Genomic DNA, 23,320 nt, shown 5'->3' on the forward strand with positions numbered 1-23,320 from the left:
ACGATGAGCAAGCTCGAACTCGATATGAACACCATCATGGCCTCGACCGTCCATGATGTGAAAAACGCCCTCAGCCTGATCGACGATCAGATTCGCGACGTCATGCAGGAAGTGGCGCAGGTGAGCCCGGAAGGTGCGGCCTATCTGAATCGCATCCGGCTGGAAACCGGCCGCATCAACAACGATCTGGTGCACATGCTGGGTTTGTATCGCATGCACCAGAACACCTTCCATCCGAGTTTCGACGACGTGCCGGTGGAAGAGGTGGTGCAGGACGCCAGCTCGCGTTACACCGAAAGCCTGACGGCTCTGGGCATTGAATTGAACATCCAGATGGATGACCCGGACTGCGTCTGGTACATGGACCCGGCGCTGATCGAAAGCGTGCTGGCGAATATCCTGACCAACTGCATTCGCTATACCCGCGACCGGGTGGATGTGTTTGTCAGCGAACGCGACGGCGGTTTGTCGATTCGGGTTGTCGACAACGGCGATGGTTACCCGGAAAAATTGCTCAATTTTATGGGCACCGAAGAAGAGCAGGGTAGCGTGAATTTCCAGACCGGCAGCACCGGCCTGGGCTTGTTCTTCTGCCATCAGATTGCCGGCCTGCACCGCAACGGTGATCGCCAGGGCACCATTCAATTGACCAACGATCCCAAAGGCGGCGCCAGCTTCGAACTCTGGCTGCCCTGATTTCGGCTTCGATCCCTGTTGCCCTTCGATTTGCAGAGTTGACCAAGAGGTCAACTTTGCTATCCTTGCGCCGTATCAACTACCCCCAGGCCGTCATGAACCAGACCGCCCCTTTGACCGGCGCCGTGTTGCTGCTGGCTCAAACACTGGATTTTCCCACCCCGTCTGACTGTCGCCATCAGCCCCAAGGCGCCTTAGTGATTCAACAAGGCCGTATTCTCTGGCACGGCGACCGCGCCGATTTGCCCTGGCCGCGCGACCAATTTGACGCCGTTTACGATTATGGCAACGCCTGGCTGTTGCCGGGTTTTATCGATAGCCACGTGCACGCTGCCCAGATGCCGGTGATCGCCAGTTGGGGGGAACAATTGCTCGATTGGCTGGAGCGCTACACCTTTCCGGCCGAGCGTCGCTTTGAAGACCCGGCGGTCGCACGCAGCGCCAGCGGTGCCTTTCTCGATTCATTGCTGGCGCACGGCACCACCACTGCGTTGGTGTTCGGCACCGTGCACGAAGACGCCACGGATGCCTTGTTCGAAGCCGCGCAAACGCGTGGCATGGCGATGATCGCCGGCAAGGTGTTGATGGATCGCAACTGCCCCGATTTTCTCAGCGACACCGCCCAAAGCGGTTACGACGCCAGCGCCCGGCTGATTCAACGCTGGCACGGCACCGACCGTTTGCGTTACGCAGTTACGCCGCGTTTTGCGCCCACCTCGACCGAGGCACAACTGGAAGGCGCTGGTGCGTTGATGTCGCTCGCCGAGGGCCTGTACAGCCAGACCCATGTGTCGGAAAACCCGGCCGAAGTGGCTTGGGTGAAATCGCTGTTTCCAAACGCGCGCGATTACGTCGATGTCTATGAACGCTACGGTTTGCTGAACGATCACGCTGTTCTGGCGCACGGTTTGCACCTGACGGATCGCGAGTGGCAGTCGCTGGCGAACACCGGCGCGCGACTGGCCGTGTGCCCGACCTCCAATACGTTTTTGGGCAGCGGTTTGTTCGACTTCCAACGCGCCGAAGACGAGGGCGTGGCCTTGAGTCTGGCGACCGATGTCGGCGGTGGCACCTCGCTGTCGCAACTGGTGTCGGCGGCCGAGGCTTATAAAGTCGCGCAATTGAAAGGCAAAAAACTCTCGGCCAACTGGCTGTTGCACCGCATCACCCAAGGCAACGCCGAGGCGCTGCATCTGGGTGCTGAGATTGGCACTCTGGATGTCGACAAGCAGGCGGATCTGGTGGTGTTGAACCCGGTGGCGAGTCAGAATCTGGCGGCGCGGCTGGACGGCATCGAGGCGTTGGATGAGCGTTTATTCGCGCTGGTGATTCTCGGTGATGAACGTTTAACGCAGGCAACCTGGGTTGCTGGTCAGCGCCGTTATTGCAATGGTCAGACAACACCCATAAGCTAAAAACAGCGCTGAATCAGTGAGTTAGCGTTCCATTCAACCGCAGTGTAGGAAACTCAATGGTCGATCAAGCCCAGAAACGGCTGAAGGAAGAATTCCAGACCAAGGAAAAAGCGGGTCGTATTCGTCAACAAAACGAAGCCGTTATTCTCAGCGCGGCCGAAACGGAATTTGCTCAGCACGGCTTTAAAGGGGCGTCGTTGAACGCTATTGCCGAACGCGCCGGTCTGCCCAAATCCAACATCCTGTATTACTTCCAGAATAAGGCCGGTTTATACGGTGCGGTGTTGTCGGACATCCTCGGTATGTGGAACCAGGCGTTTAACGACGCCACTGTGGATGACGATCCGGCCGAGGCCATCGGCGCTTATATTCGCGCCAAAATCCGTTATTCGCGCAGCCATCCTTTGGCGTCGAAAATCTTTGCCATCGAAGTGATTCAGGGCGCGCCGCATCTGAAAAAATACCTGGCGGATGAACTGCACATCTGGGCGCGTGGTCGTGCGAAAGTGATTCAGGCCTGGATCGACGCTGGCAAAATGGACGCGGTCGATCCACTGCATCTGATGTTTCTGATCTGGGGTGCCACTCAGCATTACGCCGACTTTGCCACTCAGGTGCAGTGGGCGTTGGATGCCGAAGAGTTGTCGGATGCCGATTACGACACCGCCATCGCTACGGTTACCCAAGTGGTGCTCAAAGGCATCGGCTTGGGCTGATCAGCGCGGGTTGGTGTTTTTGTCGTGCTGAATCAGTAATTCGTCGAGCGTCAGTTGGTAGGACTCAACGAAGTGGGTCATAAAATAATCCACTTCCGGGTGTGCCAGCTGGCGAATCTTGCGTTCAATCTCCACTGCCGCCCGGGAAAATTCCTGATTATTGGCGTTCAGTTCGCTCTGGCATTTCAAATAAGCGCTGATTAAATCGGCCGCCTTCACTAAGTCCGCTACTTCCTCGTCCATGTCCTGATGTCGCAAAAACGGCGCGTAGGCGTTTTGCATCCAGGCCGGTAATTGCGCCAGCATTTCCTGTTCGGCTTCGTCTTCGATGGCTTTGTAAGCGGCGGTGATGGTGCTGGAGTGGTACTTGATTGGCGACGGCAAATCGCCGGTGATGATTTCGCTGACGTCGTGATACAGCGCGGCGGTGGCAACGCGTTCTGGCGAACAGCCGCCACCGAACTGTTCGTTGCGAATCACCGCTAACGCATGAGCGATGGTGGCGACCTGCCAGGAATGCTCCATGACGTTTTCTTCAATGACGTTGCGCTTGAGCCCCCAGCGTTTTATCCAGCGCAGCCGGCCGAGATAGGCGAAGAATCGGTAGGTGGTCATTCGTCCTCCCGGCGCTTGATGGCGTAGCGGCAACGTTGGCCATCGCTGAGTAAATGCTCGGCGCGTTCCACTTCGTAATCCGGTCCCAGGCTGTCGCGAAACACCGTCAATTCGGAGCGGCAAAAATTCTGGCAGGTTTCGGCGGCGGCGCAGATCGGGCAGTGGTGTTCAATCAATTCCCAGCCGCCATCGGTGGCGATAACTTCGGCCATGTAGCCTTCGCGCGAGCGTTCGGCGGCGAGTGCGTCGAGTTTGGCTTGTGGCGAATCGGGCACCTGACGCAAGGCATTTTGGTAACGCGTGCGCTGTTGTTGTTCGCGTTCGCCGATCAGACGATTCAGGCCGTCGTCGCCAAACAATTGCCGCACCTGGCCGATCAGTTCGACCGTTAAGCGGTCGTGACGATCACCAAAGCGGTCGTGGCCGTCGCGCGTTAAGCGCCACAAACGCCGTGGCCGACCGCGACCGTGAGGCGTTTCCTGCCACTGCACCAGACCATCGCGTTCCAGTCGCTCCAGATGGCCGCGCGCGCCCATGCTGGTCAAGCCGGTGGCGTCGCCAACATCGGCGGCGGTCAAGGCGTCGCTTTGCTTGAGCAATTGGAGAATGTCGTCGCGGGCACTCATGGAATGGCAGATCTCGTTCACAACCTCGGCCCAACGGGCCAGCCGCTTAAGTCTGGGGGCTGACTCCTTGACTGGCAAGCGCCGAGCTGGCTCTGGCACCGGATAAATGTTGAGATAAATGCATCGCATTGATAGGAGAGATTAATGTTGCCGTTGCAAATTCCCCGCGCATTGCGCGCTGGTGACCGCCTGGCTGCGGTCAGTTTGTCCTGGGGTGGGCCGGGAGTGTTTCCGCACCAGTACGAATTGGGCAAGCGCCAATTGGAGGCTGAATTCGGTGTTGAACTGGTGGCTATGCCGAATGCGTTGCGCGACGCCGATTGGCTGGCGCAAAACCCAGCGGCCCGGGCGGACGATTTAATGCAGGCGTTTGCCGACGCCAACATTCACGGCATTGTTTCCACCATCGGCGGTGACGATTCGATTCGGTTATTGCCGCATCTCGATCTCGACGTGGTGCGCCAAAACCCCAAAATTTTTCTCGGTTATTCCGACACCACCGTCAGCCATCTGGTCTGTCTGAAAGCCGGGCTGCGTTCTTATTACGGACCGTCGATCATGGCTGGCTTTGGCGAACGCGGCGGCCTGTTGCCGTTGATGGTCGATAGCGTGCGCGCGACCTTGTTCGAGCCAGAGCCCAACTGGACATTGCCAGCCAACACCGGCGCCTGGTCAACCGACGTTGTGGACTGGGCGATTCCAGTGGAAGGCAGCCCGACCCGGCCGCGTGAGCAACCCACGCAATGGCATTGGTTGCAAGGCGATGGCCGGGTGCACGGTCATCTGCTCGGTGGCTGCATGGATTCGCTGAACGAATTACCCGGCACGCCGTTGTGGCCGACGCTTGAGCACTGGCAGGACGCAGTGCTGTTTATGGAAACGTCGGAAGAAGCACCGCCGCCGGGTCAGTTGCTGCGCTTTATCCGCGCGCTGGATGCGATGGGCGTGTTGCGGCGCTTAAAAGCGATTTTGCTGGGCCGCCCCGGCGGGTGTCGGCCGGAGCAATTTGCCGATTACGACGCGGCGCTGCTGCGCGGTGTGCGCGACGAAGCCGGGCTTGATCTGCCGTTGGTCACGCACCTCGACTTCGGCCATACCGATCCGATGTGGGTGTTGCCGATGGGCGCGGAGATCGAGATCGATTGCAACGCCCAAACGTTACGCCTGTGCGAACTGGCAACGCGGCCAAGTGACTGATTTTGCAAAGGACATAAGGTAGAGTAGGCCGATTCAATTGACTGCGAACCGGCCTTTATGACCACCGAATTTGACGACATTCGCCCTTACCACGACGACGAAGTACCGGCCATTCTCAAAGCCACGGTGAATGACGTCGAATTGCACAGCGCCATTGGCTCCTGGCTGGCGCCGGGCGTGAATCGCAAAGCGCCCTGGCTGATTCGCCCGCTGGTGAAACTGGCGCTGAAATGGCAGTTCCGCGGTGTGCGCCGGGTGGATGATTTTCAGCCGCGCCTGCGCGGTTTCGTCAAACGCATTCTCGATAAGTCGGTGTCGGATTTGCAGGTGCGCGGCCTCGATAAACTCGACCCCAACAAAGCCTATCTGTTTGTCTCCAACCATCGTGACATCGTGATGGATCCGGCCATGGTCAACTGGGCCTTGTACCACGCCGGTTTCCAGACCGTGCGCATCGCCATCGGCGACAACCTGCTGAGCAAACCCTTTGCCTCGCATCTGATGCGGCTGAACAAAAGTTTCATCGTGCGGCGCTCGGTTAAGGGCGTGAAAGCCAAGTGGCAGGCGGCGCAAACGCTGTCGCGCTACATCCATCATTGCATCACTGTCGATAACGCCAACGTCTGGATTGCCCAGCGCGAAGGCCGCGCCAAAGACGGTTACGACCGCACCAATTCAGCGGTGATCAATATGTTCAGTCTGAGCAAACCGGCCGACCGCGATTTCGCCAGTTACGTGCGTGAACTGAACATCGTGCCGGTGTGCATCAGCTACGAGCTTGACCCGCTGGATTTGGCAAAGGCGCGCGAGCTGCACGCTCAGGAACAAAAGGGCGGTTATCGCAAACGCGCGCATGAAGACATTCAATCCATCGCGCGCGGCATGACCGGCTGGAAAGGCCGGGTGCAACTGACCTTTGGCGATGTGCTGGATGGTGATTTCGAGTCGGACGAGGCGGTCGCCAAAGCCATCGATGAACAGGTTCATCAGCTGTATCGCGTCTTTGAAACCAACGACTGGGCGTATGCAACGCTGAACGGCGAAACGCCTGCGCCGGCCAATGCGGAAGTGGAGTTGTTAGCTAAACGCGTTGGCAGCGCGCGCGATGCGCTCAAGCCTTATCTGCTGCGTCAATACGCCAACGCGGTGCGCATGAAACGCGGCGAAACACCGTTGGTGTCGGCGGTGGCCGAGGCGTCCGAGCCGACTCAGTAAGGTCGGCTGTCTTCCGGTAACTCGCCGTTGACGAAACGCGCGGCGGCGGCTTTTTCGTCGTTGATCAGGCGTCGGTTGGCGATAACGCGCACCAGCCAGGGCAGGGGTTTTACGCGCTGGCCGGTGGCCGCTGCCAGCACATAGGCCTTGGCGCATTTCTCGAACAATTCTGCGTTCAACACCAGGCGATTCGCGCTCATGCCCAGCAGCAACGGCTGACCGGCGAGCCAATGAACGTTCCCGCCCAGCTCCAATGCCGCCACATCGTTGCGAGCGCTGGCGCGCATTTTTCCCAGATGACGCACCTGTTCGTCGAACACGCCTGGCATCCGGCCGTGCACATCAAACAGGTGCTGACCGTAGCGACCGCAGCCGGTGGCGATGGCACCAACATCAGGGCGGCTGCGCAACAGGTGTGCGGCCAGGGTGGCGTTACCGTTGCCGGCGATGGGCATCCACTGCGGCTGGTCGGCGTCGCTGCTGCCAAACCAGAAACCATCGACACCCGGTACCCGCAGCGCCAGCCAGGCGCTGGGCGTTTGCAGCAATTGCCTGGCACGCAAGCGGTGCAGGCTGGTGCGCCATTCCTGCTGTAACTGTTGTTTGAGGGCGTTCTGCAAGGCGGCCTGAGGGCTGATGTTCATAACGCCGCCTCCTGTTGCAGATCGTTCTGCAACACCGCCAGGGCATCACGTTTGGCGGGCGGCATTCGTTCCAGTCGCTGACCGATCAACCGATTCAGATGCGCAGCGGCCAATCGTTCCAACGCTTCAATAGCCGCCAGGGCGGTATCGCTGTCGGCCGCTGCGCACAGCACACCGTGATTGCGCATCAGCCAGGCGTGGCTGTGAGCATCGACTGCCCGCTCCAGACGCCGCGCCAGCAAGGTCGTTCCGGAAGGCGCGTAACCGACCACCGGCACACGTTTGCCCAGCAGCGGCTGTTGTTCGGCTGGCACGTCCAGCGGTGCACCGAGTAATGCGCAGGCGCTGGCCAGGGGTTGGTGGGTGTGAATGCTGCACTGCAAATCCGCTCGGCGACGCAGCACGCGAGCGTGCAGACTGGATTCGACCGATGGCGAGCGCTGCGCTTCAACCACCGAAAGATCACTCAAGTTGAGCACGCAGACATCGGCGGCGCTCAGGCTGGCGTAGTCGGTCGCTGATGGGGTAACGGCCACCTGGCGCGCGTCCAGACGCAACATCAGGTTGCCCCCGGTGGCGGCAAAAAATCCGCGTTGCGACAGCTGCTGGCACAGCTCAACGACCGTTTGGCGTTCGGTTTCAAACAGCATCCCGGTTCTCCTTGCTGACTTTGTCCTTGGTACTGCCCGGCACATCCTCAGTGCCGTCAGGTACACCATAGTACCGATGCCAAAGTTCGCTATACCGATGCCATTCTTCTTGCCATTTTGTGTCGTCCCACCCCAACGCCGGTTGCACCAGCTTGCGAATGGGCTGCTGCAAACCGGCGCCACCGTGCGCCAGCAGCAAGCCAATTCGGGTGCGCCGCAGCAGTAAGTCGTCGAGTTTCACCACCGCTTCGTGCCGGGCGCACCAGGGCAATTCGGCCCAAAGCGTGTCGGTGCCTGGAATGATGTTCAACGTTTTCGCATCGGCCGACGCCAGAAATTCACCCAGCCGCTCGCCGTAGCGCCCGGCCAGTCGTTTGAATTGAGCGTCGTTGAGTGCGCTGGGTTTATCCGGCCAATGGCTCGGCATCGACAACGGCGGCCCCGCGCGGTGCAGGCGTTTGAGTTCGGGAAACTTGTCGCGTACCCGGCGCAGGGCATCGCGCGCGATGTGCTGGAAGGTGGTCAGTTTGCCGCCGCCAATGGTGATCAGTTCGTGTTCTTCCCAAACGGCGTGGTCGCGCGCTTCTTTGGACGGGTCATCTGCGCCGCTGTCGACCACCGGGCGCACGCCGGAGAAGGTCGCCAGGATGTCGTTGCGCTGTAAGTTGAGCGACGGGAAATAGTGGTTCACCGACGCCAGCAGATAATCGACTTCGGCGTCGGTAATGGCCGCGTCCTGTTGCAAGTCCTGCCGGTGGTCCAGGTCGGTGTTGCCGACGATGACGCGGCCTTGAAACGGCGTGATAAAACCCGGGCGGCGGTCGTGCGGGTGTTCGGTGATCAACGTACCGCGCACCGGCAGACGGGCCGCGTCGAACACCAGATGGCTGCCGCGCAATGGCCGAATGCGTGGCGCGTTGGCCTGGCTGGATTGCACGCGTAGCCGATCGGCCCAGGCGCCGGTCGCGGCGATGACCTGGCGCGCCGGTATCCGCGTTGGTTGGGCATCTCCCAGATCAACATAAACGCCGCGCACCGGTGTTTTGCCGGCCGACTCCGGCTGGTACAGCCCGGTCACTTCGGCGTAATTTAGTGCAATGGCGCCGCTGCTTTCGGCGGCCTGAATCAACCGCAACGTCAGCCGGGCGTCGTCGGTCTGGCCTTCGTAAAAACACAGTGCGCCATCGAGGTTCGGTACCTCGAGTCCGGGAAACATTTCATGCAGCCGCGTCAGCGACACCGGATGGCGGCGCCGTTTACCGGCCATTCGATCGTACAGCCAAAGGCCGGCGCGGATGATCAGCGAACCTTTCCAATCGCGTCGATACAGCGGCCAGTGCATGCCTTCGATGTCGATCAGGCCGGGCAGTTGGGCGCACAGCTTGTCGCGCTCGCGCACTGCGTGCCAGGTGGTCAGCAGTTGGCCTTGCTTGATGTAACGCAAGCCGCCGTGCACCCATTTGCCGGAACGGCTGGACGCGCCCCAGGCGAAGTCGCGCTGTTCCAACAGCAGGCAACGCAAACCCAGACGCGACGCCTCACGCAAGACGGCGGCGCCGGTGATGCCGCCGCCGATGACGATCAAATCCCAATCTTGTGCACTGAGCCAGGCCGGTTCAGGTCGAAACATCGGTGCCATCCATTCAGACCCTGTTGAGTTACGCCGGCAATGCCTCGATGCCGGCACGGATTTGTTGTTGCAGCGGTTCAATTTCCGTCGGTGCCTGCCACAGCGCCAGGCGGCTGGCGCGAATCGGCAGCATCCAGGCGTCGATCTGCTGGTTGATCCAGGCCGGGTCGAGCTGACGCAGCCGCGCGTAATGTTTGAAATAACGGCGGTAAATGTTCAGCCGAAAACGGCCGTACAGCCATTCTTTGAATTTGCTGATGCCGGGAAACAATTCGGCTTCGTGAAACAGAAAATGCGTCATGGCAAGGTCGGCCCCGACATGGCCGCGTGCGGCCGTCGCCCAGTCGATAACCGTTTCCAGGTGCGGATTCACCAGAATATTTTCGGTGTGGAAATCCATGTGCAGCAGGGTATTGCCGTCGGGCAATTGATCCAGATAACGGTGCAGACGCGCGCGCTGGGCATCGCTGAGAAAATCCAGCGCGGCGGTGTCGATGTGTTGATGAATCTGGCTTTTCACATCCGGCAGTTGATCGGTTTCGGCGGCGTGCACCCGAGCGTGTTGCACCGCCATACGGCGCGGAATGCTGAGAAAATTCAGCGGGTTGTGGTCCAGACTGCCGGTCAGGGTGGTGCCGTCGATGCGGTTCATCACCAGACCAAAACGACCGTCCAGGTTAACCATACCCAGGCACTCAATGGCGGTGGCGCCTTTGGCGTGGGCTTCTTCGGCGTTGCGGCGTTCGAGGTCGGCCATGCTCTGGTCGTATTCGGCGTGGAAAAGTTTCACGATCTGGCCAGCTTGCCAGGCATAGATGTCGGCAGAACGGGCCGATACCAGGGGTTGACCCAGGTCGGTCATGGTCAGGCTTTGGGTGGTCATGGTTGCGTCCGGTCTGGCTCGACGGCTGTTGTGGTTTGGCGCTTGGGTGCCGTGCGAGCCGTTGTTGTTGTTTTACGCCGGATCGAATCATGGCACTCTGCCCCCGCGTTGGTATTGTCATTTGGTGACAAAATGGCGCGACCCGAACAACCGGCTAAGGAGTCGTGGTTTTGGCAACCGACATGATTCAAGCCCGCGCCTTGCTGGGCTTTGCCGAGCTGCTGAGCGATGTCAACGCCGACCCAATGCCGCTGTTGGACTGCGCGAAGATCCCGCGCGAGGCGCTGCACGAACCGGAACGGCCGATTTCACTGGATGCGCTGGCGCGGCTTTATGACCTGACAGCCGGACAACTGGGCATGGCCGATTTCGGCTTGCGATTGTCGACCTATCAGGACGCTTCGCTCTACGGCCCCTTGGCGTTGATTGCGCTGAACGCCCACAGCGTTGGCGAAGCGCTCGACGGCCTGACGCGGAATTTCGCGTATCACACCCCCGGTGCGCATTTCGATGTTGGCCCGTCGGACGATGGCCGCTGGTTGGGTGTGCAGTATCGGTTGCGTCTGAGCGCGAACATCGATGGCCGCCAGATCATCGAACAGTCGTACGCCATGGCGTTCAAATTGTGGTCGATGGTCGCGCCGCAACGCGTTCAGGAAGCGCACATTATTTTGCGCCACGCGCCGGTTTTGCCGTTGGCAACTTACGCGAATTACTTCGGTTGTCCACTCAGTTTTGACCAACCGCAAGATGCGATTTTGTTGCCGCTCGACGCCCTGGCGACGCCACTGGCGCAGACCGATGACTCGTTGCGGGCGACGGCCGAGCGTTATGTGGCGCACATCATCCGCCGTCATCCGTTGGATGTCGGGCGACAGGTGGAACAGTTGATCGATCAGCAACTGGCCGTCGGCGGCGCCCGCATTGACGCCATTGCCCGGCAATTGGGTTTGCATCGTCGCACGCTGCAACGGCGTTTAGCCGAACAATCGCTGGTATTTGATCAATTGCTCGACCAGCGCCGCCAGGCGCACGCCCGACGTTACCTGGCCGACGATCAACTCAGCCTGGCGCGGGTAACGACGCTGCTCGGTTACAACGAACAAAGTTCCTTTATCCGCGCCTGCAAACGCTGGTCGGGCCTGGCACCGGGGCCGTGGCGGCGGCAACTGATGGCGGCGTCGATTGGCTCGGATCAATAGGTATACCGTTATCTTGCCAGAGGCTTTTGCGCTTTTGCGCTTTTGCGCTTTTGCGCTTGTGCGTGGGGCGGTGATCGTGTGTGGTCCGTCAGTGTGGAAGGGTAGATATTGGCCGTCGGCTGACGGCCTGAGCGGATGCTTAGCTGGCGTCGGCGAGCCAGCTGCGAATCACCAGTCGGCCGCTGGCGTCGTCGCGTTCAAAGTCGATGCGTTGCGGCAGGGCGTCCGGGCCGTCGCCGTAGTAAGCCGGGAAGTTCACTGTCCAGCCGGACTGTTGCAGGCGCGTCATGCGGCCTTGGTCGTCCAGCGTCAGCGTGCCGATGTCGCGCGGCGAAGCGCGGCCTCGTACCCAATATTGCAGGTGATCGAGCGGCAGGTTCATGTCGGCCAGACGTTGGCCGAGTTCGGTCAGGCTGCGTGCGTGCCAGACGTCTTCGCCCTGGCGCAGCGTCACCCGGCCCGGACGACCGGCCACTTCAACCCGGCCCTGGCCCAGCGGGCCGGAAAGTTCAATCTCGAACGAGGCTTGCGATTGCACCCAGTCGACATTGAAACTGCTGGCTTCGCGCGCGTTGCGTACCGCCATTTTGCCGCTGAACGCCCAGGTTTCGGTTAAGTCGGCGTAATCGGGTTGGGTGTCGTTGTTGGCACAACCCACCAGCAACAGCGCGACGGCGCCCAGCGCCAGCCAGATTTTCACAGGTCCACCTTAAAGCGATCGACCACACCAGTGGCAGTCGGGCTGTCGGCGTTCAGTTCAAAGGCGTGGCGCAACCAGCGGCGCGCTTCTTCCTGTTCGCCTTGCACCCACAACACCTCGGCCAGATGGGCAGCCACTTCGTCGTTGTCGAACGCGCCTAACGCTTTGCGCAGCCAGTCTTCGGCGACGGATAGATTGCCCAGTCGATATTCGATCCAGCCTTTGGAATCCATAATCGCCGGGTCTTCCGGTTCCAGTGCCAGCGCGCGGTCGATGTAGTCCTGCGCTTGCGCCAGGTTCAGATTGCGGTCTGCCCAGGTGTAACCCAGCGCATTCAGTGCTGAGGCGTTGTTCGGGTCCAGTTCCAGCACGGTGCTGAGATTGGCGTCGGCCAGTTCAAAGCGCTCCAGGCTGGTGGCGATTAACGCCTGGTCGTACAGCAGGCTGATGTCGCGCGGGTTCTGGTCCAGGCCCTGGTCAAGAATGGATATCGCCTGTTCGGCGTCGCCACGGCTGCGCAACGCACCGGCTTCAAGACGCCACAAGATGGCGTTTTGCTCGGGGAAGTTAACGCGTGCCTGTGCCAGTTGCTGGCGCAGTTCGTCCAGTCGGTCCTGCGCCCAGAGTTCGGTCAGTTCGGCCAGCGCCGAGATCAGATACGGCGGTTGCTGCACGGCGAGAAAATGCTCGGCAGCGAGTTCCGGGCGAGCGTTTTCAACGTTGATGCGGCCGAGGTAATACTGCGCCTCGTCGGCATGAGCGCTTTGGACCAAGCGTTTGAACAACGCTTCGGCGGTGTCGTAATCGCCGGCTTCAAAGGATTCGCGTGCGAAAGTGCGCACGATCAACGGCTCGTTCGGGAAGCGGTTGAACAGCGACTCCAATACTTCGGATTTGTCCGCCATGCCCTGGCTGTAAGCGAAGCTGGCGTAAGCGCTGGCGACCTGGCTGTTGTCCGGATATTGCTCAGCGAGATCGGCAATCAATTCGTGGGCGGCGTCGAGTTCGTTGCGTTCCAGATGAATGCGGTACGCCAGCAGGCCTGCACCGGGGCTGTCGGACAACTGCCGCGACCGGGTGACTTCGGTGTAGGCGGTGTCGAAATCGCCGGCCTCGGTCAGCAAACGGGCGGCGCCGTAGGGCAGTGCGGCCGAACGCGGGTATTGGCTTTGCAGCCGTTGATAGATAGCCGCCAGTTCCAGCTTGCGATCAGTCGGCAAATAACCCGTGCCGATTAAAGCGGTTTCTGCCGGTGCCTGCGGGAACCGCGTCAGCCATTCATTCAACGCCTGTTCGCCGGTGACAAAATCGCCGTTGGCAAAACTCGATACCGCCAACGCCTGCCAGGCTTCGGCCACTTCCGGTTCCAGTTGTACCCAGTGGCTGGCGTGCGGCTGCATGCGGCCGTAGTCGTTGACCAGTTGCATCAAGGCCGAGGCACGGCGGGCAATTTGTGCGTCGTCGGTGCGGTTGTCGAGATGGCTGTACAGTTCAGCGGCGGCACCAAAATCGCCTCTATTAGTCGCGATCTCGGCCAGCAACAATTGATAGAAGCTCTGGCCGTCGAGCGGAGTGGTGGCGATCTCGGGTGCGGCTGGCTCGGTCGGTTGCGGCGCGCTGCGCGGGCTCGGTGACGCTGTACTGCCAGGAACGGTCAGGCCGGAGGCGCAGCCGCTGAGTATCAAGCTGAGCAAAACCAGGGTGACCAACGAGCGGAAAGCGTACGGACGGTGTTCGGTGTGGGCTGACTTCATGCGATAACGGCTGTCCTGATGAGTAGGTAACGGCATGACTGCGCGGCTCATTGTGCCAGATGGGAACCGCAGTGTCCCATGCGTGCCCAAGCCACTGTGGATGGGTCTTGTAAAGGTGTGCATTGCCGGTAGGGATGTCGCCTCGAACGGTGAAAATCGGTAGACTACGCGCCTTCCAGCGACAGTGAGTGGACCCCGCCTCAGATGTCTTTAGTGGCCATCGGCATCAATCACCAAACCGCACCGATCGACATTCGGGAAAAGGTCAGCTTTGCGCCTGAAACCATGTCGGAGTCGCTGGCGGCGGTCCTGGCGCTGCCGGGTATCGACGAAACCGTCATCCTGTCTACCTGCAACCGCAGTGAAATCTATTGCGCCGCCGACGAACGCAGCATCGAAGCGGTGGTGCAATGGCTGGCGGATTATCACAACGTTGAAATCAACCAGCTGCGCGACGCGCTCTACATTCACATCGACCGGCCGGCCATCGAACATCTTGGCCGTGTCGCCGCCGGGCTCGATTCGATGGTGCTGGGCGAGCCACAGATTCTCGGCCAACTGAAATCCGCCTTCGCCGTCGCGCAGGAATACGATTCGGTCGGCCAGCAATTGAACCAACTGTTCCAGCACAGTTTCCGCGTCGCCAAAAACGTTCGCACCCAGACCGCCATTGGCGAAAACGCCGTCAGCGTCGCCTTTGCGGCGGTCAGTCTCAGTACCCGTATTTTCGACAAACTCAGCGAGTGCCGCGCCTTGCTGGTTGGCGCGGGCGAAACCATCGATCTGGTCGCCCGGCATTTATTGGAAAAAGGCGTCACCGATCTGGTTGTTGCCAACCGCACCTTGACCCGCGCGCAGGAATTGGCCGAGCGTTTCGGCGCGCGTGCAGTCTTGCTGTCGGACATTCCCGATGAATTGCCGGCGGCCGACATTGTGATCAGTTCCACCGCCAGCCAGTTGCCGATCATCGGCAAGGGCATGGTCGAGCGGGCGCTGAAAAAACGCCGCCACCGGCCTATGTTCATGGTCGATATCGCAGTACCGCGCGACATCGAAGCCGAAGTTGGCGATTTGGGCGACATCTATCTGTACACCGTTGACGATCTGAAATCGGTCATCGAAGCCAATGTGCGCAGCCGCCGCGAAGCCGCCAAAGAAGCGTTGCAGATTATTGGCCGCTCCACCGATGCGTTCAGTCAGTCGCTGAAAGAACGCCAGGCGGCGGATGTGATTCGCCAACTGCGTGCCAAAACCGAAACCCTGAAAAGCACCGAACTGGACAAAGCCCGTCGCGCTCTGGCGCAAGGCGGCGACCCGGAGCAGGTGCTGGAACAACTGGCGCGTGGCCTGACCAACAAACTGCTGCACGCCCCGACCGTCGCTCTGCGCAAGGCGCACGGCGAGGGCGAAGCCGAAGCGCGCGACTGGGTAACGCGGCTGTTTGATCTGGAAGATTCTTAGCGGCGCTCACGCCACCGACGCTGAATGTCTCCGGCATTGACTGAGTTAAATGCCCACCGCGATCTGATTTGGACTGCACATCTATGAAAGATTCCATCCGCCACAAACTGGCCGATTTGACCGAACGCTATCAGGAACTGGCGCGTTTGCTGGCCGAACCGGAAGTCATTAACGACCAGTCTCGTTTCCGCAGCTATTCGCAGGAATACGCCGAACTCGAAGAAGTGGTGAACTGCTTTGCCGACTATCAACGCTGCGAATCCGACCGCGACGCTGGCCGCGCCATGCTCGACGACAGCGACGCCGAGATGCGCGAACTGGGCAAAGAAGAAGTGCGCAACGCCGACGCCAGACTGGCCGACCTGAGCGAACAACTGGAAGTGCTGTTGCTGCCCAAAGATCCGAACGACGGCAAAAACGTCTTCCTGGAAATCCGCGCTGGCACCGGCGGCGATGAAGCGGCGCTGTTCGCCGGCGATCTGTACCGCATGTACGCACGCTACGCCGAAGCCGAAGGCTGGCGCTTGGAAATTCTCTCGGCCAGCGACGGTGAACACGGCGGCTATAAAGAAGTGATTACCCGCATCAGCGGCGAGCGGGTGTATTCGCGGCTCAAATTTGAATCCGGCGCACACCGGGTGCAGCGCGTGCCGGCGACTGAAAGCCAGGGCCGCATTCACACCTCAGCCTGCACCGTGGCGGTGATGCCCGAAGCCGACGAACTGGCGGAAATCGAAATCGACAAAAGCCAGTTGCGCATCGACACCTTCCGCGCTTCCGGCGCGGGCGGTCAGCACGTCAACAAAACCGACTCGGCCATCCGCATCACGCACTTGCCGACCGGCATTGTGGTCGAATGTCAGGACGAACGTTCGCAGCACAAAAACCGCGCCCGGGCGATGTCGTTGCTGGCAGCGCGGCTGCAAGACGCCCAGCAAAGCGCGGCGGCCAAAGAACAGGCCGACACCCGGCGTTCACTGGTTGGCAGCGGCGACCGTTCCGAGCGCATCCGCACCTACAATTTTCCGCAAGGTCGCATCACCGACCACCGCATCAACCTGACGTTGTACAAGCTCGATGAAGTGATGACCGGCGATCTCGATCCGGTCATCGTGCCGCTGGTGCAGGAAGATCAGGCGCGGCGATTGGCGGAGATGGCGTCGTGACGGATCACACCAACAGCGTCAAAGCCGTGCGTCAGTCGGCGATTGAGCGCGGCCTCGATGCGCTCGACGCCGATTTGCTGCTTGCCCGCGCGCTCGGTCAAACCCGCACCTGGCTGTTCACCTGGCCCGACAAAACCGTCGAACCCGGCCCGTTGGCAACCTTTGCAGCCCTGGCAGAACGACGTCTCGCTGGCGAGCCGGTGGCGCACATTCTGGGTGAGAAAGAATTCTGGTCGCTGCCGCTGGCCGTCAACGCCTCGACTTTGGTGCCAAGGCCCGACACCGAAACGCTGGTTGCTGCGGTGCTCGACCGTTTCGGCCCGGCCCCCATCGACCTGGCCGACTTGGGCACCGGCACTGGCGCCATCGCGCTGGCACTTGCTAGCGAACGGCCGAACTGGCGCATCACCGCCATTGATCGCATTGCCGATGCCGTGGCCTTAGCCAAACACAACGCCGAGCAACTGGGTTTGCCGGTCACCGTTGTGGACGGCGATTGGGCCGCGCCCTTAGCCGACAGCCGTCTGGACGTTCTGGTCAGCAACCCGCCGTACATTGATGCTGCCGATCCGCATCTGGCGCAAGGCGATGTGCGTTTTGAGCCGCGTTCGGCGTTGGTGGCAGACGATCAGGGCCTGGCCGATTTGCGGCGTATCGTCGGCGAAGGCCGGCGTGTGTTGAAGTCAGGCGGTTGGGTGTTTCTCGAACACGGCTGGCAGCAGGGCGCGGCGGTGCGTCGGTTGCTCAAAGAAGCGGGTTATCACCAGATCAAGACATTGCACGATTTGGCTGACCGCGAACGGGTCAGCCTGGGGCGTTGGGACTGAACGGAATCAGTACACCAACCGAATCACGGTCTGGGCGACACAGGCCGGGCGGCGCAGGTTTTCGATCTCAACGGTAATTTCTTCGGTCACTTCCAGACCACGCTGCACGATCTTCACTTCGACAATTTTCTTAGTGCCGCGCACGCGGCTGCCAGCGCGCAACGGGTAGGGGAACCGCACCCGGTTCAGACCCATGTTGACCACCATCTTGGCGCCTTTGTACGGCGGGTTATTCGGATCGACGGCATTAATCAAACGCGGAATCAGCGACAGCGTTAAAAAGCCGTGCGCAATGGTCGCTTTGAACGGCGATTCTTCAGCGGCGCGTTCCGGGTCGGTGTGAATCCATTGGCGGTCTTCGGTGATTTCGGCGAATTGGTTGATGCGGTGTTGATCGACCGTCATCCAGTCGCCGATATAAATCACTGTATCCAACTGTGCCAGCAATTGCTGACGCATGGCTTCGGCTTCGGGGCTGTCGCAGACCGGCTGGGCTTCTTCGTCGGCGAGGCTGCGCTGGTCGCTGTCGAGAATCCAGTTTACCCACTGATGATTGCGCGCGCTTTGCCACAATTCGGCCCAATAGCCGCGCCATTGCGGCGCAATCAGATCGCGGAATTCCGCCTGATTACGGGTTAGACGTTCGGTCTTTTCTTTCAATAAATCGATGACATTCATCCGGCTTCACCTGTTGTACTGGTTAACAGTCCGGTTAAGAGCCGAGCGGTAACAACGGGCAGAACAACACCCACCGGGGCTGGATTGGCTGATAAAGCAGAAATAATGCCACATTAGTGATCGCTATTCTTGGCCACAAGTCACAACTCCACGGCCTATCGGTCTTCCAGCCAGGTTGTCAGCTTGGTTTCAATCTGTCGCAACAGTGTGCTCATGGCTTCGTTCGAGGCCCAGGCCACGTGCGGCGTCAAAATCACCCGCGGGTGTTCGGCCAGACGCCAGATGGTGTCCGAAGGCAGCGGCGGTTCGTTGGTCGCCACGTCCAGACCGGCACCCCCGAGCTGGCCGCTGCGCAACGCATCCAGCACCGCGCTTTCGTCGATCAGGCCGCCACGGCCGGTGTTGATCAGCACGCAGCCGGGCTTGACCTGCGCCAGCGTGCGGGCGTTGATCAGATGCCGGGTTTCCGGCGTCAGCGGGCAGTGCAGGCTGAGCACATCGGCCTGGCTCAGAGCGCTGGCGAAGTCGGTGAAACCGGGCCGAACCTGAGCGGCACCGGGGCGCTCGGCGTAGCAGATGGACATGCCCAGCGCCTGCGCCCGTTGCGCCAGACCTTCGCCCAGTACGCCCCGACCAATCACAGTCAAAGTCCGGCCGGCGAGGTTTTGAATCGGCGCGACGCGATTGAGGAAAAACGGACTGTCGGACCAACCCTGCTGGTCGGCATCGGCCAGGTATTCTTTGAGGTTGCGCATTAACGCCAGCATCAGCATTAAGGCGTGTTCACTGACAGATTCTTCGGCGTAGCCGGTGGCGTTGAACACGGCGATGCCCGCTTCGGCGCAATAATCGAGATCGACGTTGTTGGTGCCGGTGGCGGTGACGGCGATGGCTTTCAATTCAGGCAACTGGCGCAACAGGTCGGCATCGAGCATCACCTTGTTGGTGACCGCCAGCGTGCAACCGGCCAGGCGTTCGTAGCGTTGTTCGGGTTGGGTGAGGCGGTATTCGGTCCAGTCGGTGATGGCGGCGGGCGGTTGCAACGCCAGCTCATCAGGGAAGGTACCGCGGTCGAGAAAGGCGCCTTTCATGTGGGCATCCCGTGTCGCAGTCGAAGGAGCGCCTACCTTAACGGTTGGCTGGGCGACACGGAAGCCGGTCGCCGCAACCGTCCAGCGTTTTAAGTGCGGAACCGCGACAGATGCTGGCGAATGGTGTCGCTCAACTGATGCAATTGATCCGACTGACTGGTGGCCTGGCGCACGTTGCTGGCGAGCCGGTCGGACGCATCCTGAATGGCGGTGGCAATGCGGCTGATTTCCTCAGTGGCGGTGTTCTGCTCACGCGATGCCTCGGCGATGGTCTGAGCGCGTTGGGTAATGTCGGTGATCGAGCTGGCTACGATGTCCAGGCTGGCGGTCACGCCTTGCGCACTTTCGGCCGTGGCGGCGGTCAGTTCTTTGCTGGTGCCCATCAGATCGACCGCTTGCTGGGTTTGGTCCTGCAACGCTTCGATCATCGTCTGAATTTCGCCGGTGGCGTCGTGGGTGCGTTTTGACAGCGCCCGCACTTCGTCGGCCACCACAGCAAAACCCCGGCCCTGATCGCCGGCACGCGCCGCTTCGATGGCTGCGTTCAGCGCCAGTAAGTTGGTCTGTTCGGCGATGTCCTGAATGGTCGAAAGAATGGTGTTGATTTGCTGTGCCTGAGCATTGAGCTGACCAATAACGCCAGTAGCGGTGTCGATCTGCTCGGTCAGCCGGCCCATGCGCTGGCGGTTTTCGCCGGCGCCAACCGAGCCTTTCTTGCCTTCTTCGTTGGCCTGTTGGGCGGCCGTGGCGGTGTCGGCGGCGTTGCTGGCCACTTCGGCAGCGGTGGACGACATCTCGTTAATGGCCGCTGCAACCTGGCTGATTTCCGATTGCTGCAACTGAATCGCTTCGTTGTTGGCCTGAGCGCGGTCGCGCGCTGATTCCGACATCTTCGCCAGTTGCTGGGCCGAATCGAGACTGTTCGCCACCAGATCGTGAATCGATTCGATGAAGTGATTGAACGACTGGCTCAGCCGGCCAACTTCATCGGCGCGCACCACATCCAGCCGACGGGTCAGATCGGCCTCGCCCTGAGCAATGTCCGACATGGCGGTGTTGACCTGGCTGAGCGGTTTCAGCAACAGCGAAATCACCACGCCGCACACCAGCGTCACCACGATGATGGTCAAGGCCGACACCACAGTATTGCTGCGCGCCAGGTTGAACAGTTCGGCAAAGGCTTCGTTGCGCGGTGCCAGCAACGCCATGCGCCATTGGGTGCCGGCAATCGGGTAGCTGGCGCCGAGCCAGGCTTCGCCATTGAGCGTTATCGCCTTGGGCGATTCACCGAGGCTGGTGTTGCCAATCAACTCGGTCAGCGGGGTATCCAGCAGGGTTTCGTCCGGATGCACGATGAACGTGCCGTTGCCGTCGATCACCGCCGCATAGCCCGACTCCCACAATTGCACGCCGAGCACTTCGTTAACGATTTCAGTCAGCGCCACATCGGCCGCCAGTACGCCGTTGGCGGCCGGGCGGGCAAAGCTCATCACCAGATCGCCACTGGAGGCATCGACATAAGGCGGCGTCAGAATGTGGCCGCCGCGTGCCTGCGCCTGGCTGTACCAGGGACGGGTGCGGGGGTCGTAATCGTCGGGCAGGGCGGTTTCGGGTTGGATCAACATGCGCCCGGCAGCGGTGCCGAGATACATATAAAGGAAGTCGCCCGAGCGGGCGCCCTGCGCCACCACCGGCAAAATAGCGCCGCCGGTTTCCAGCGCATCGGCGGCGCCATCGAGTACGGCCTGTTTGGCGACCAGCCAGTTGGCAACGAATCGGCTGGCGGCGGTGCCGGAGCGGTGAATGCGGTCATCCACCGTTTCACTCAAATTGTTGCGTGCCTGCAAATAATTAAAGGCGCCGTTGATGGCGACCAGCACCAGCACCGTCAGTGCCACGCTGCCCATCAACCGCGCCCGAATACTCAGGGATTTCATGCATCCGTTCTCCGTGAAATCGACGTATTACGTTCAATATAGCTGCCAATTTCAGTAAAACTTCAGCGAGTCCTAATTTATTGCGGGTTCTGTGCCGCCTGAATCGCCGTCAGCGCGATGGTGTACAGAATGTCTTCGACGCCCGCGCCACGCGACAAATCGTTCACCGGCTTGCGCAAACCCTGCAACATCGGCCCGATGCTGACCACGTTCGCGCTGCGTTGCACGGCCTTGTACGTGGTGTTGCCGGTGTTCAGGTCGGGGAACACAAACACATTGGCGCGCCCGGCCACCGGGCTGTTCGGTGCCTTGCCTTTGGCGACGCTCGGCGTGCTGGCGGCGTCGTATTGCAGCGGGCCATCGATCAACAAGTCCGGGCGTTTTTGCTGGGCGATTTTGGTCGCCTCGCGCACTTTTTCGACGTCGCTGCCAGCACCGGATTCGCCGGTGGAATAACTGATCATGGCGATGCGCGGTTCGATGCCGAAGGCGCGCGCGGAATCGCCCGACTGAATGGCGATGTCGGCCAGCTCGCTGGCGTTTGGATCGGGGTTCACCGCGCAGTCGCCGTACACCACCGCCTGATCGGGCAGCAGCATAAAGAACACCGACGACACCAGCGCCGCGTCCGGTTTGGTTTTAATCAACTGCAACGCCGGGCGAATGGTGTTGGCGGTGGTGTGCACCGCGCCAGACACCAGGCCATCGACTTCATCCTGCGCCAGCATCATCGTTGCCAGCACCACGGTGTCTTCCAGTTGCGCTTCGGCCATCGGCTCGGTCAGACCTTTGTGTTTGCGCAACTCGACCATGGGGCCGATGTATTGGTCGCGCACCGTTTCCGGATCGATGATTTCCAGATCGTCCGGCAGTGTCAGGTTCTGGCTGGCAGCGACGCGCTGCACTTCGTCCGGCCGGCCCAGCAATACGCAACGCGCCATGCCTTTGCGGTGGCACATCACCGCCGCCTGAATGGTGCGCGGCTCTTCGCCTTCGGGCAGCACAATACGCTTGTTGGCGGCGCGGGCCTGCTGCACCAAACGGTGTCGGAACGCCGGTGGCGACAGGCGTTTTTCCATTTCCAGGCTGGCCCGTTTCATCAGCCAGTCGCTGTCGATGTCGGCCGCCACGGCATTCATTACCGCTTCCATGCGGGCAACGTCGTCGGTCGGCACTTCGGTGTTCAGAGCGTTCAGACGTTGCGCGGTGGTGAAGGTGTTGGACGGCACCTGCATCACCGGCAGGCCGGTGTTAAACGCCGCCTGACACAAATCCAGAACCGCTGCATCAGGCGTGATGCCGCCGGTAAACACCAGGCCGGCCAGCGGCACGCCGTTCAATGCGGCCATGCAACTGGCAAGCAGAATGTCTTCACGGTCGCCCGGTGTGACCACTAGCGTGCCGGCGCGCAGCGTATGCAGCATATTGCGCATGGTGCGCGCACAGACGGTGATGGTTTGCACCCGGCGCTCGGCCAATTGGCCTTCGTACAAAAGCTTGGCGTTGAGGTGGCGTTGCACGTCCAGCGCGCGCGGCGCGACCAGCAACGGGTCCCACTGAATGGTGCCCAGGCAATGAAACCGCTCGTTGAACACATTCAGCGAACGGGCGGTCACGCGCACATCCGGCACGCTGGCCTGGGCGGGCGGGTCTTCACCGGCCAGCACCTGTTGGCTGTCTTCACTCGGCGCGCCGACTTTGTTGAGAATGCAGCCGAGCACACGTTCGTTGTCGGTGCCGCCGAACAGGCTGGCGGTCATGCGGATGCGTTCGGCCAGCGTGCTCCAGTCGTCGTCGTTGCGCGCGCCGACCAGAATCACATCGGCGTCCAGCGCGCGCGCCAGATTCACATTCAGTTTGCCGATGTAGCTTTCGTCGGCCACCGGCACCAGGCCTTCAACAATCACCACGTCGGCATCGCCAGCCGATTGCTGGAACACTTGTATGACTTCTTCCATCAACGCATCGGTGCGGTTTTGCGCCAACTGTTGTTGGGCGTAACCGAGCGATAATGGCTGCGCCGGTTCCAGTCCAAGTGTGGCTTTAATCAGATGCGTCGAGCGTTCCGGCCCGGCGTCGCGGTTTTGGGTCTGGGCGATGGGTTTGCAAAACGCGACTTTGACGCCGCGCTGTTCCAACGCCCGAACCAGGCCCAGACAGACCGACGTCAAACCCGTGCCGGTGCCGGTGGCGGTAACAAAAAAACTGTGCTGCATG

Annotated in this window: 21 protein-coding genes; 9 read left to right on the forward strand and 12 right to left on the reverse strand. The window is 60.7% G+C overall.

The features are described 5' to 3' along the window. The first annotated feature begins 3 nt into the window (after positions 1 to 3). From DW349_RS06655 to DW349_RS06665, 3 genes are all read left to right on the forward strand, one after another. Positions 4 to 696, forward strand: coding sequence for a sensor histidine kinase (locus DW349_RS06655; protein WP_157954279.1), 693 nt, complete (start codon positions 4 to 6; stop codon positions 694 to 696). A gap of 95 nt (positions 697 to 791) precedes the next feature. After that, on the forward strand, positions 792 to 2,111 hold the full coding sequence (gene guaD, locus DW349_RS06660; RefSeq protein ID WP_157954278.1) for a guanine deaminase: 1,320 nt from the start codon (positions 792 to 794) through the stop codon (positions 2,109 to 2,111). 56 nt (positions 2,112 to 2,167) lie between these two features. Continuing rightward, a complete protein-coding gene (locus DW349_RS06665; RefSeq protein WP_108124710.1) occupies positions 2,168 to 2,827 on the forward strand; it encodes a TetR/AcrR family transcriptional regulator in 660 nt (219 codons plus the stop codon). Here the strand turns inward: DW349_RS06665 and yfbR are convergent, their stop codons facing one another. Both yfbR and DW349_RS06675 read right to left on the reverse strand, forming a co-directional pair. Then, positions 2,828 to 3,442: a 5'-deoxynucleotidase gene (gene yfbR / locus DW349_RS06670; protein WP_108124709.1), complete on the reverse strand. Its 615-nt coding sequence runs from the start codon at positions 3,440 to 3,442 to the stop codon at positions 2,828 to 2,830. After that, positions 3,439 to 4,068 (reverse strand): helix-turn-helix transcriptional regulator, encoded by a 630-nt coding sequence (locus DW349_RS06675; RefSeq protein ID WP_108124708.1) that lies wholly within the window; start codon positions 4,066 to 4,068, stop codon positions 3,439 to 3,441. The genes yfbR and DW349_RS06675 overlap by 4 nt, the downstream gene beginning before the upstream one ends. A gap of 144 nt (positions 4,069 to 4,212) precedes the next feature. Here DW349_RS06675 and DW349_RS06680 point away from each other — a divergent pair, with 144 nt between their 5' ends. Further along, positions 4,213 to 5,265 (forward strand): S66 family peptidase, encoded by a 1,053-nt coding sequence (locus DW349_RS06680; RefSeq protein ID WP_108124707.1) that lies wholly within the window; start codon positions 4,213 to 4,215, stop codon positions 5,263 to 5,265. Positions 5,266 to 5,322: 57 nt separating this feature from the next. Then, positions 5,323 to 6,480: a 1-acyl-sn-glycerol-3-phosphate acyltransferase gene (locus DW349_RS06685; RefSeq protein WP_108124706.1), complete on the forward strand. Its 1,158-nt coding sequence runs from the start codon at positions 5,323 to 5,325 to the stop codon at positions 6,478 to 6,480. On the opposite strand, the gene DW349_RS06690 is transcribed toward DW349_RS06685, so the two are convergent. The 4 genes from DW349_RS06690 to DW349_RS06705 are packed head-to-tail and all read right to left on the reverse strand — an operon-like array spanning position 6,474 to position 10,287. Beyond that, positions 6,474 to 7,124, reverse strand: a complete 651-nt coding sequence (locus tag DW349_RS06690; protein WP_198650430.1) for a hypothetical protein — start codon at positions 7,122 to 7,124, stop codon at positions 6,474 to 6,476. The genes DW349_RS06685 and DW349_RS06690 overlap by 7 nt on opposite strands. Continuing rightward, entirely contained in the window at positions 7,121 to 7,774 is a 654-nt protein-coding gene (locus DW349_RS06695; protein ID WP_108124705.1) for a class II aldolase/adducin family protein, read from the reverse strand. Before DW349_RS06695 ends, DW349_RS06690 begins: the two co-directional genes overlap by 4 nt. Continuing rightward, positions 7,764 to 9,404 carry a glycerol-3-phosphate dehydrogenase/oxidase gene (locus DW349_RS06700; RefSeq protein ID WP_198650429.1) on the reverse strand — a complete coding sequence of 547 codons (1,641 nt, stop codon included), beginning with the start codon at positions 9,402 to 9,404 and terminating at the stop codon, positions 7,764 to 7,766. The genes DW349_RS06695 and DW349_RS06700 overlap by 11 nt, the downstream gene beginning before the upstream one ends. Before the next feature lie 28 nt (positions 9,405 to 9,432). Continuing rightward, complete coding sequence (locus DW349_RS06705; RefSeq protein WP_108124703.1) at positions 9,433 to 10,287, reverse strand: aminoglycoside phosphotransferase family protein; 855 nt, start codon at positions 10,285 to 10,287, stop codon at positions 9,433 to 9,435. A 170-nt stretch (positions 10,288 to 10,457) separates the two neighbouring features. Between DW349_RS06705 and DW349_RS06710 the strand changes: the two genes are divergently transcribed. Continuing rightward, positions 10,458 to 11,489, forward strand: a complete 1,032-nt coding sequence (locus tag DW349_RS06710; RefSeq protein WP_108124702.1) for an AraC family transcriptional regulator — start codon at positions 10,458 to 10,460, stop codon at positions 11,487 to 11,489. A 139-nt stretch (positions 11,490 to 11,628) separates the two neighbouring features. On the opposite strand, the gene lolB is transcribed toward DW349_RS06710, so the two are convergent. Together lolB and DW349_RS06720 are read right to left on the reverse strand one after the other, a co-directional pair. Beyond that, complete coding sequence (gene lolB, locus DW349_RS06715; protein ID WP_108124701.1) at positions 11,629 to 12,189, reverse strand: lipoprotein insertase outer membrane protein LolB; 561 nt, start codon at positions 12,187 to 12,189, stop codon at positions 11,629 to 11,631. Next, positions 12,186 to 13,979, reverse strand: coding sequence for a tetratricopeptide repeat protein (locus tag DW349_RS06720; protein ID WP_162824620.1), 1,794 nt, complete (start codon positions 13,977 to 13,979; stop codon positions 12,186 to 12,188). Before DW349_RS06720 ends, lolB begins: the two co-directional genes overlap by 4 nt. A gap of 168 nt (positions 13,980 to 14,147) precedes the next feature. Here DW349_RS06720 and hemA point away from each other — a divergent pair, with 168 nt between their 5' ends. The 3 genes from hemA to prmC all read left to right on the forward strand — a co-directional run bounded on the left by hemA (position 14,148) and on the right by prmC (position 17,397). Further along, positions 14,148 to 15,404: a glutamyl-tRNA reductase gene (hemA, locus tag DW349_RS06725; RefSeq protein ID WP_108124699.1), complete on the forward strand. Its 1,257-nt coding sequence runs from the start codon at positions 14,148 to 14,150 to the stop codon at positions 15,402 to 15,404. A gap of 83 nt (positions 15,405 to 15,487) precedes the next feature. Next, positions 15,488 to 16,570 (forward strand): peptide chain release factor 1, encoded by a 1,083-nt coding sequence (gene prfA / locus DW349_RS06730; protein ID WP_108124698.1) that lies wholly within the window; start codon positions 15,488 to 15,490, stop codon positions 16,568 to 16,570. After that, positions 16,567 to 17,397, forward strand: coding sequence for a peptide chain release factor N(5)-glutamine methyltransferase (gene prmC, locus DW349_RS06735; RefSeq protein ID WP_108124697.1), 831 nt, complete (start codon positions 16,567 to 16,569; stop codon positions 17,395 to 17,397). The genes prfA and prmC overlap by 4 nt, the downstream gene beginning before the upstream one ends. A 6-nt stretch (positions 17,398 to 17,403) precedes the next feature. On the opposite strand, the gene DW349_RS06740 is transcribed toward prmC, so the two are convergent. The 4 genes from DW349_RS06740 to pta all read right to left on the reverse strand — a co-directional run bounded on the left by DW349_RS06740 (position 17,404) and on the right by pta (position 23,319). Next, positions 17,404 to 18,075, reverse strand: coding sequence for a MaoC family dehydratase (locus DW349_RS06740; RefSeq protein WP_108124696.1), 672 nt, complete (start codon positions 18,073 to 18,075; stop codon positions 17,404 to 17,406). Positions 18,076 to 18,230: 155 nt separating this feature from the next. Then, a complete protein-coding gene (locus tag DW349_RS06745; protein ID WP_108124695.1) occupies positions 18,231 to 19,166 on the reverse strand; it encodes a D-2-hydroxyacid dehydrogenase in 936 nt (311 codons plus the stop codon). A gap of 89 nt (positions 19,167 to 19,255) precedes the next feature. Beyond that, positions 19,256 to 21,103, reverse strand: coding sequence for a methyl-accepting chemotaxis protein (locus tag DW349_RS06750; protein WP_108124694.1), 1,848 nt, complete (start codon positions 21,101 to 21,103; stop codon positions 19,256 to 19,258). Positions 21,104 to 21,180: 77 nt separating this feature from the next. Next, entirely contained in the window at positions 21,181 to 23,319 is a 2,139-nt protein-coding gene (gene pta, locus DW349_RS06755) for a phosphate acetyltransferase (RefSeq protein WP_108124693.1), read from the reverse strand. Position 23,320 lies beyond the last annotated feature (1 nt).

It is taken from the genome of Saccharospirillum mangrovi, from assembly GCF_003367315.1.
In the GTDB taxonomy this organism is placed as follows: Bacteria; Pseudomonadota; Gammaproteobacteria; order Pseudomonadales; family Natronospirillaceae; genus Saccharospirillum; species Saccharospirillum mangrovi.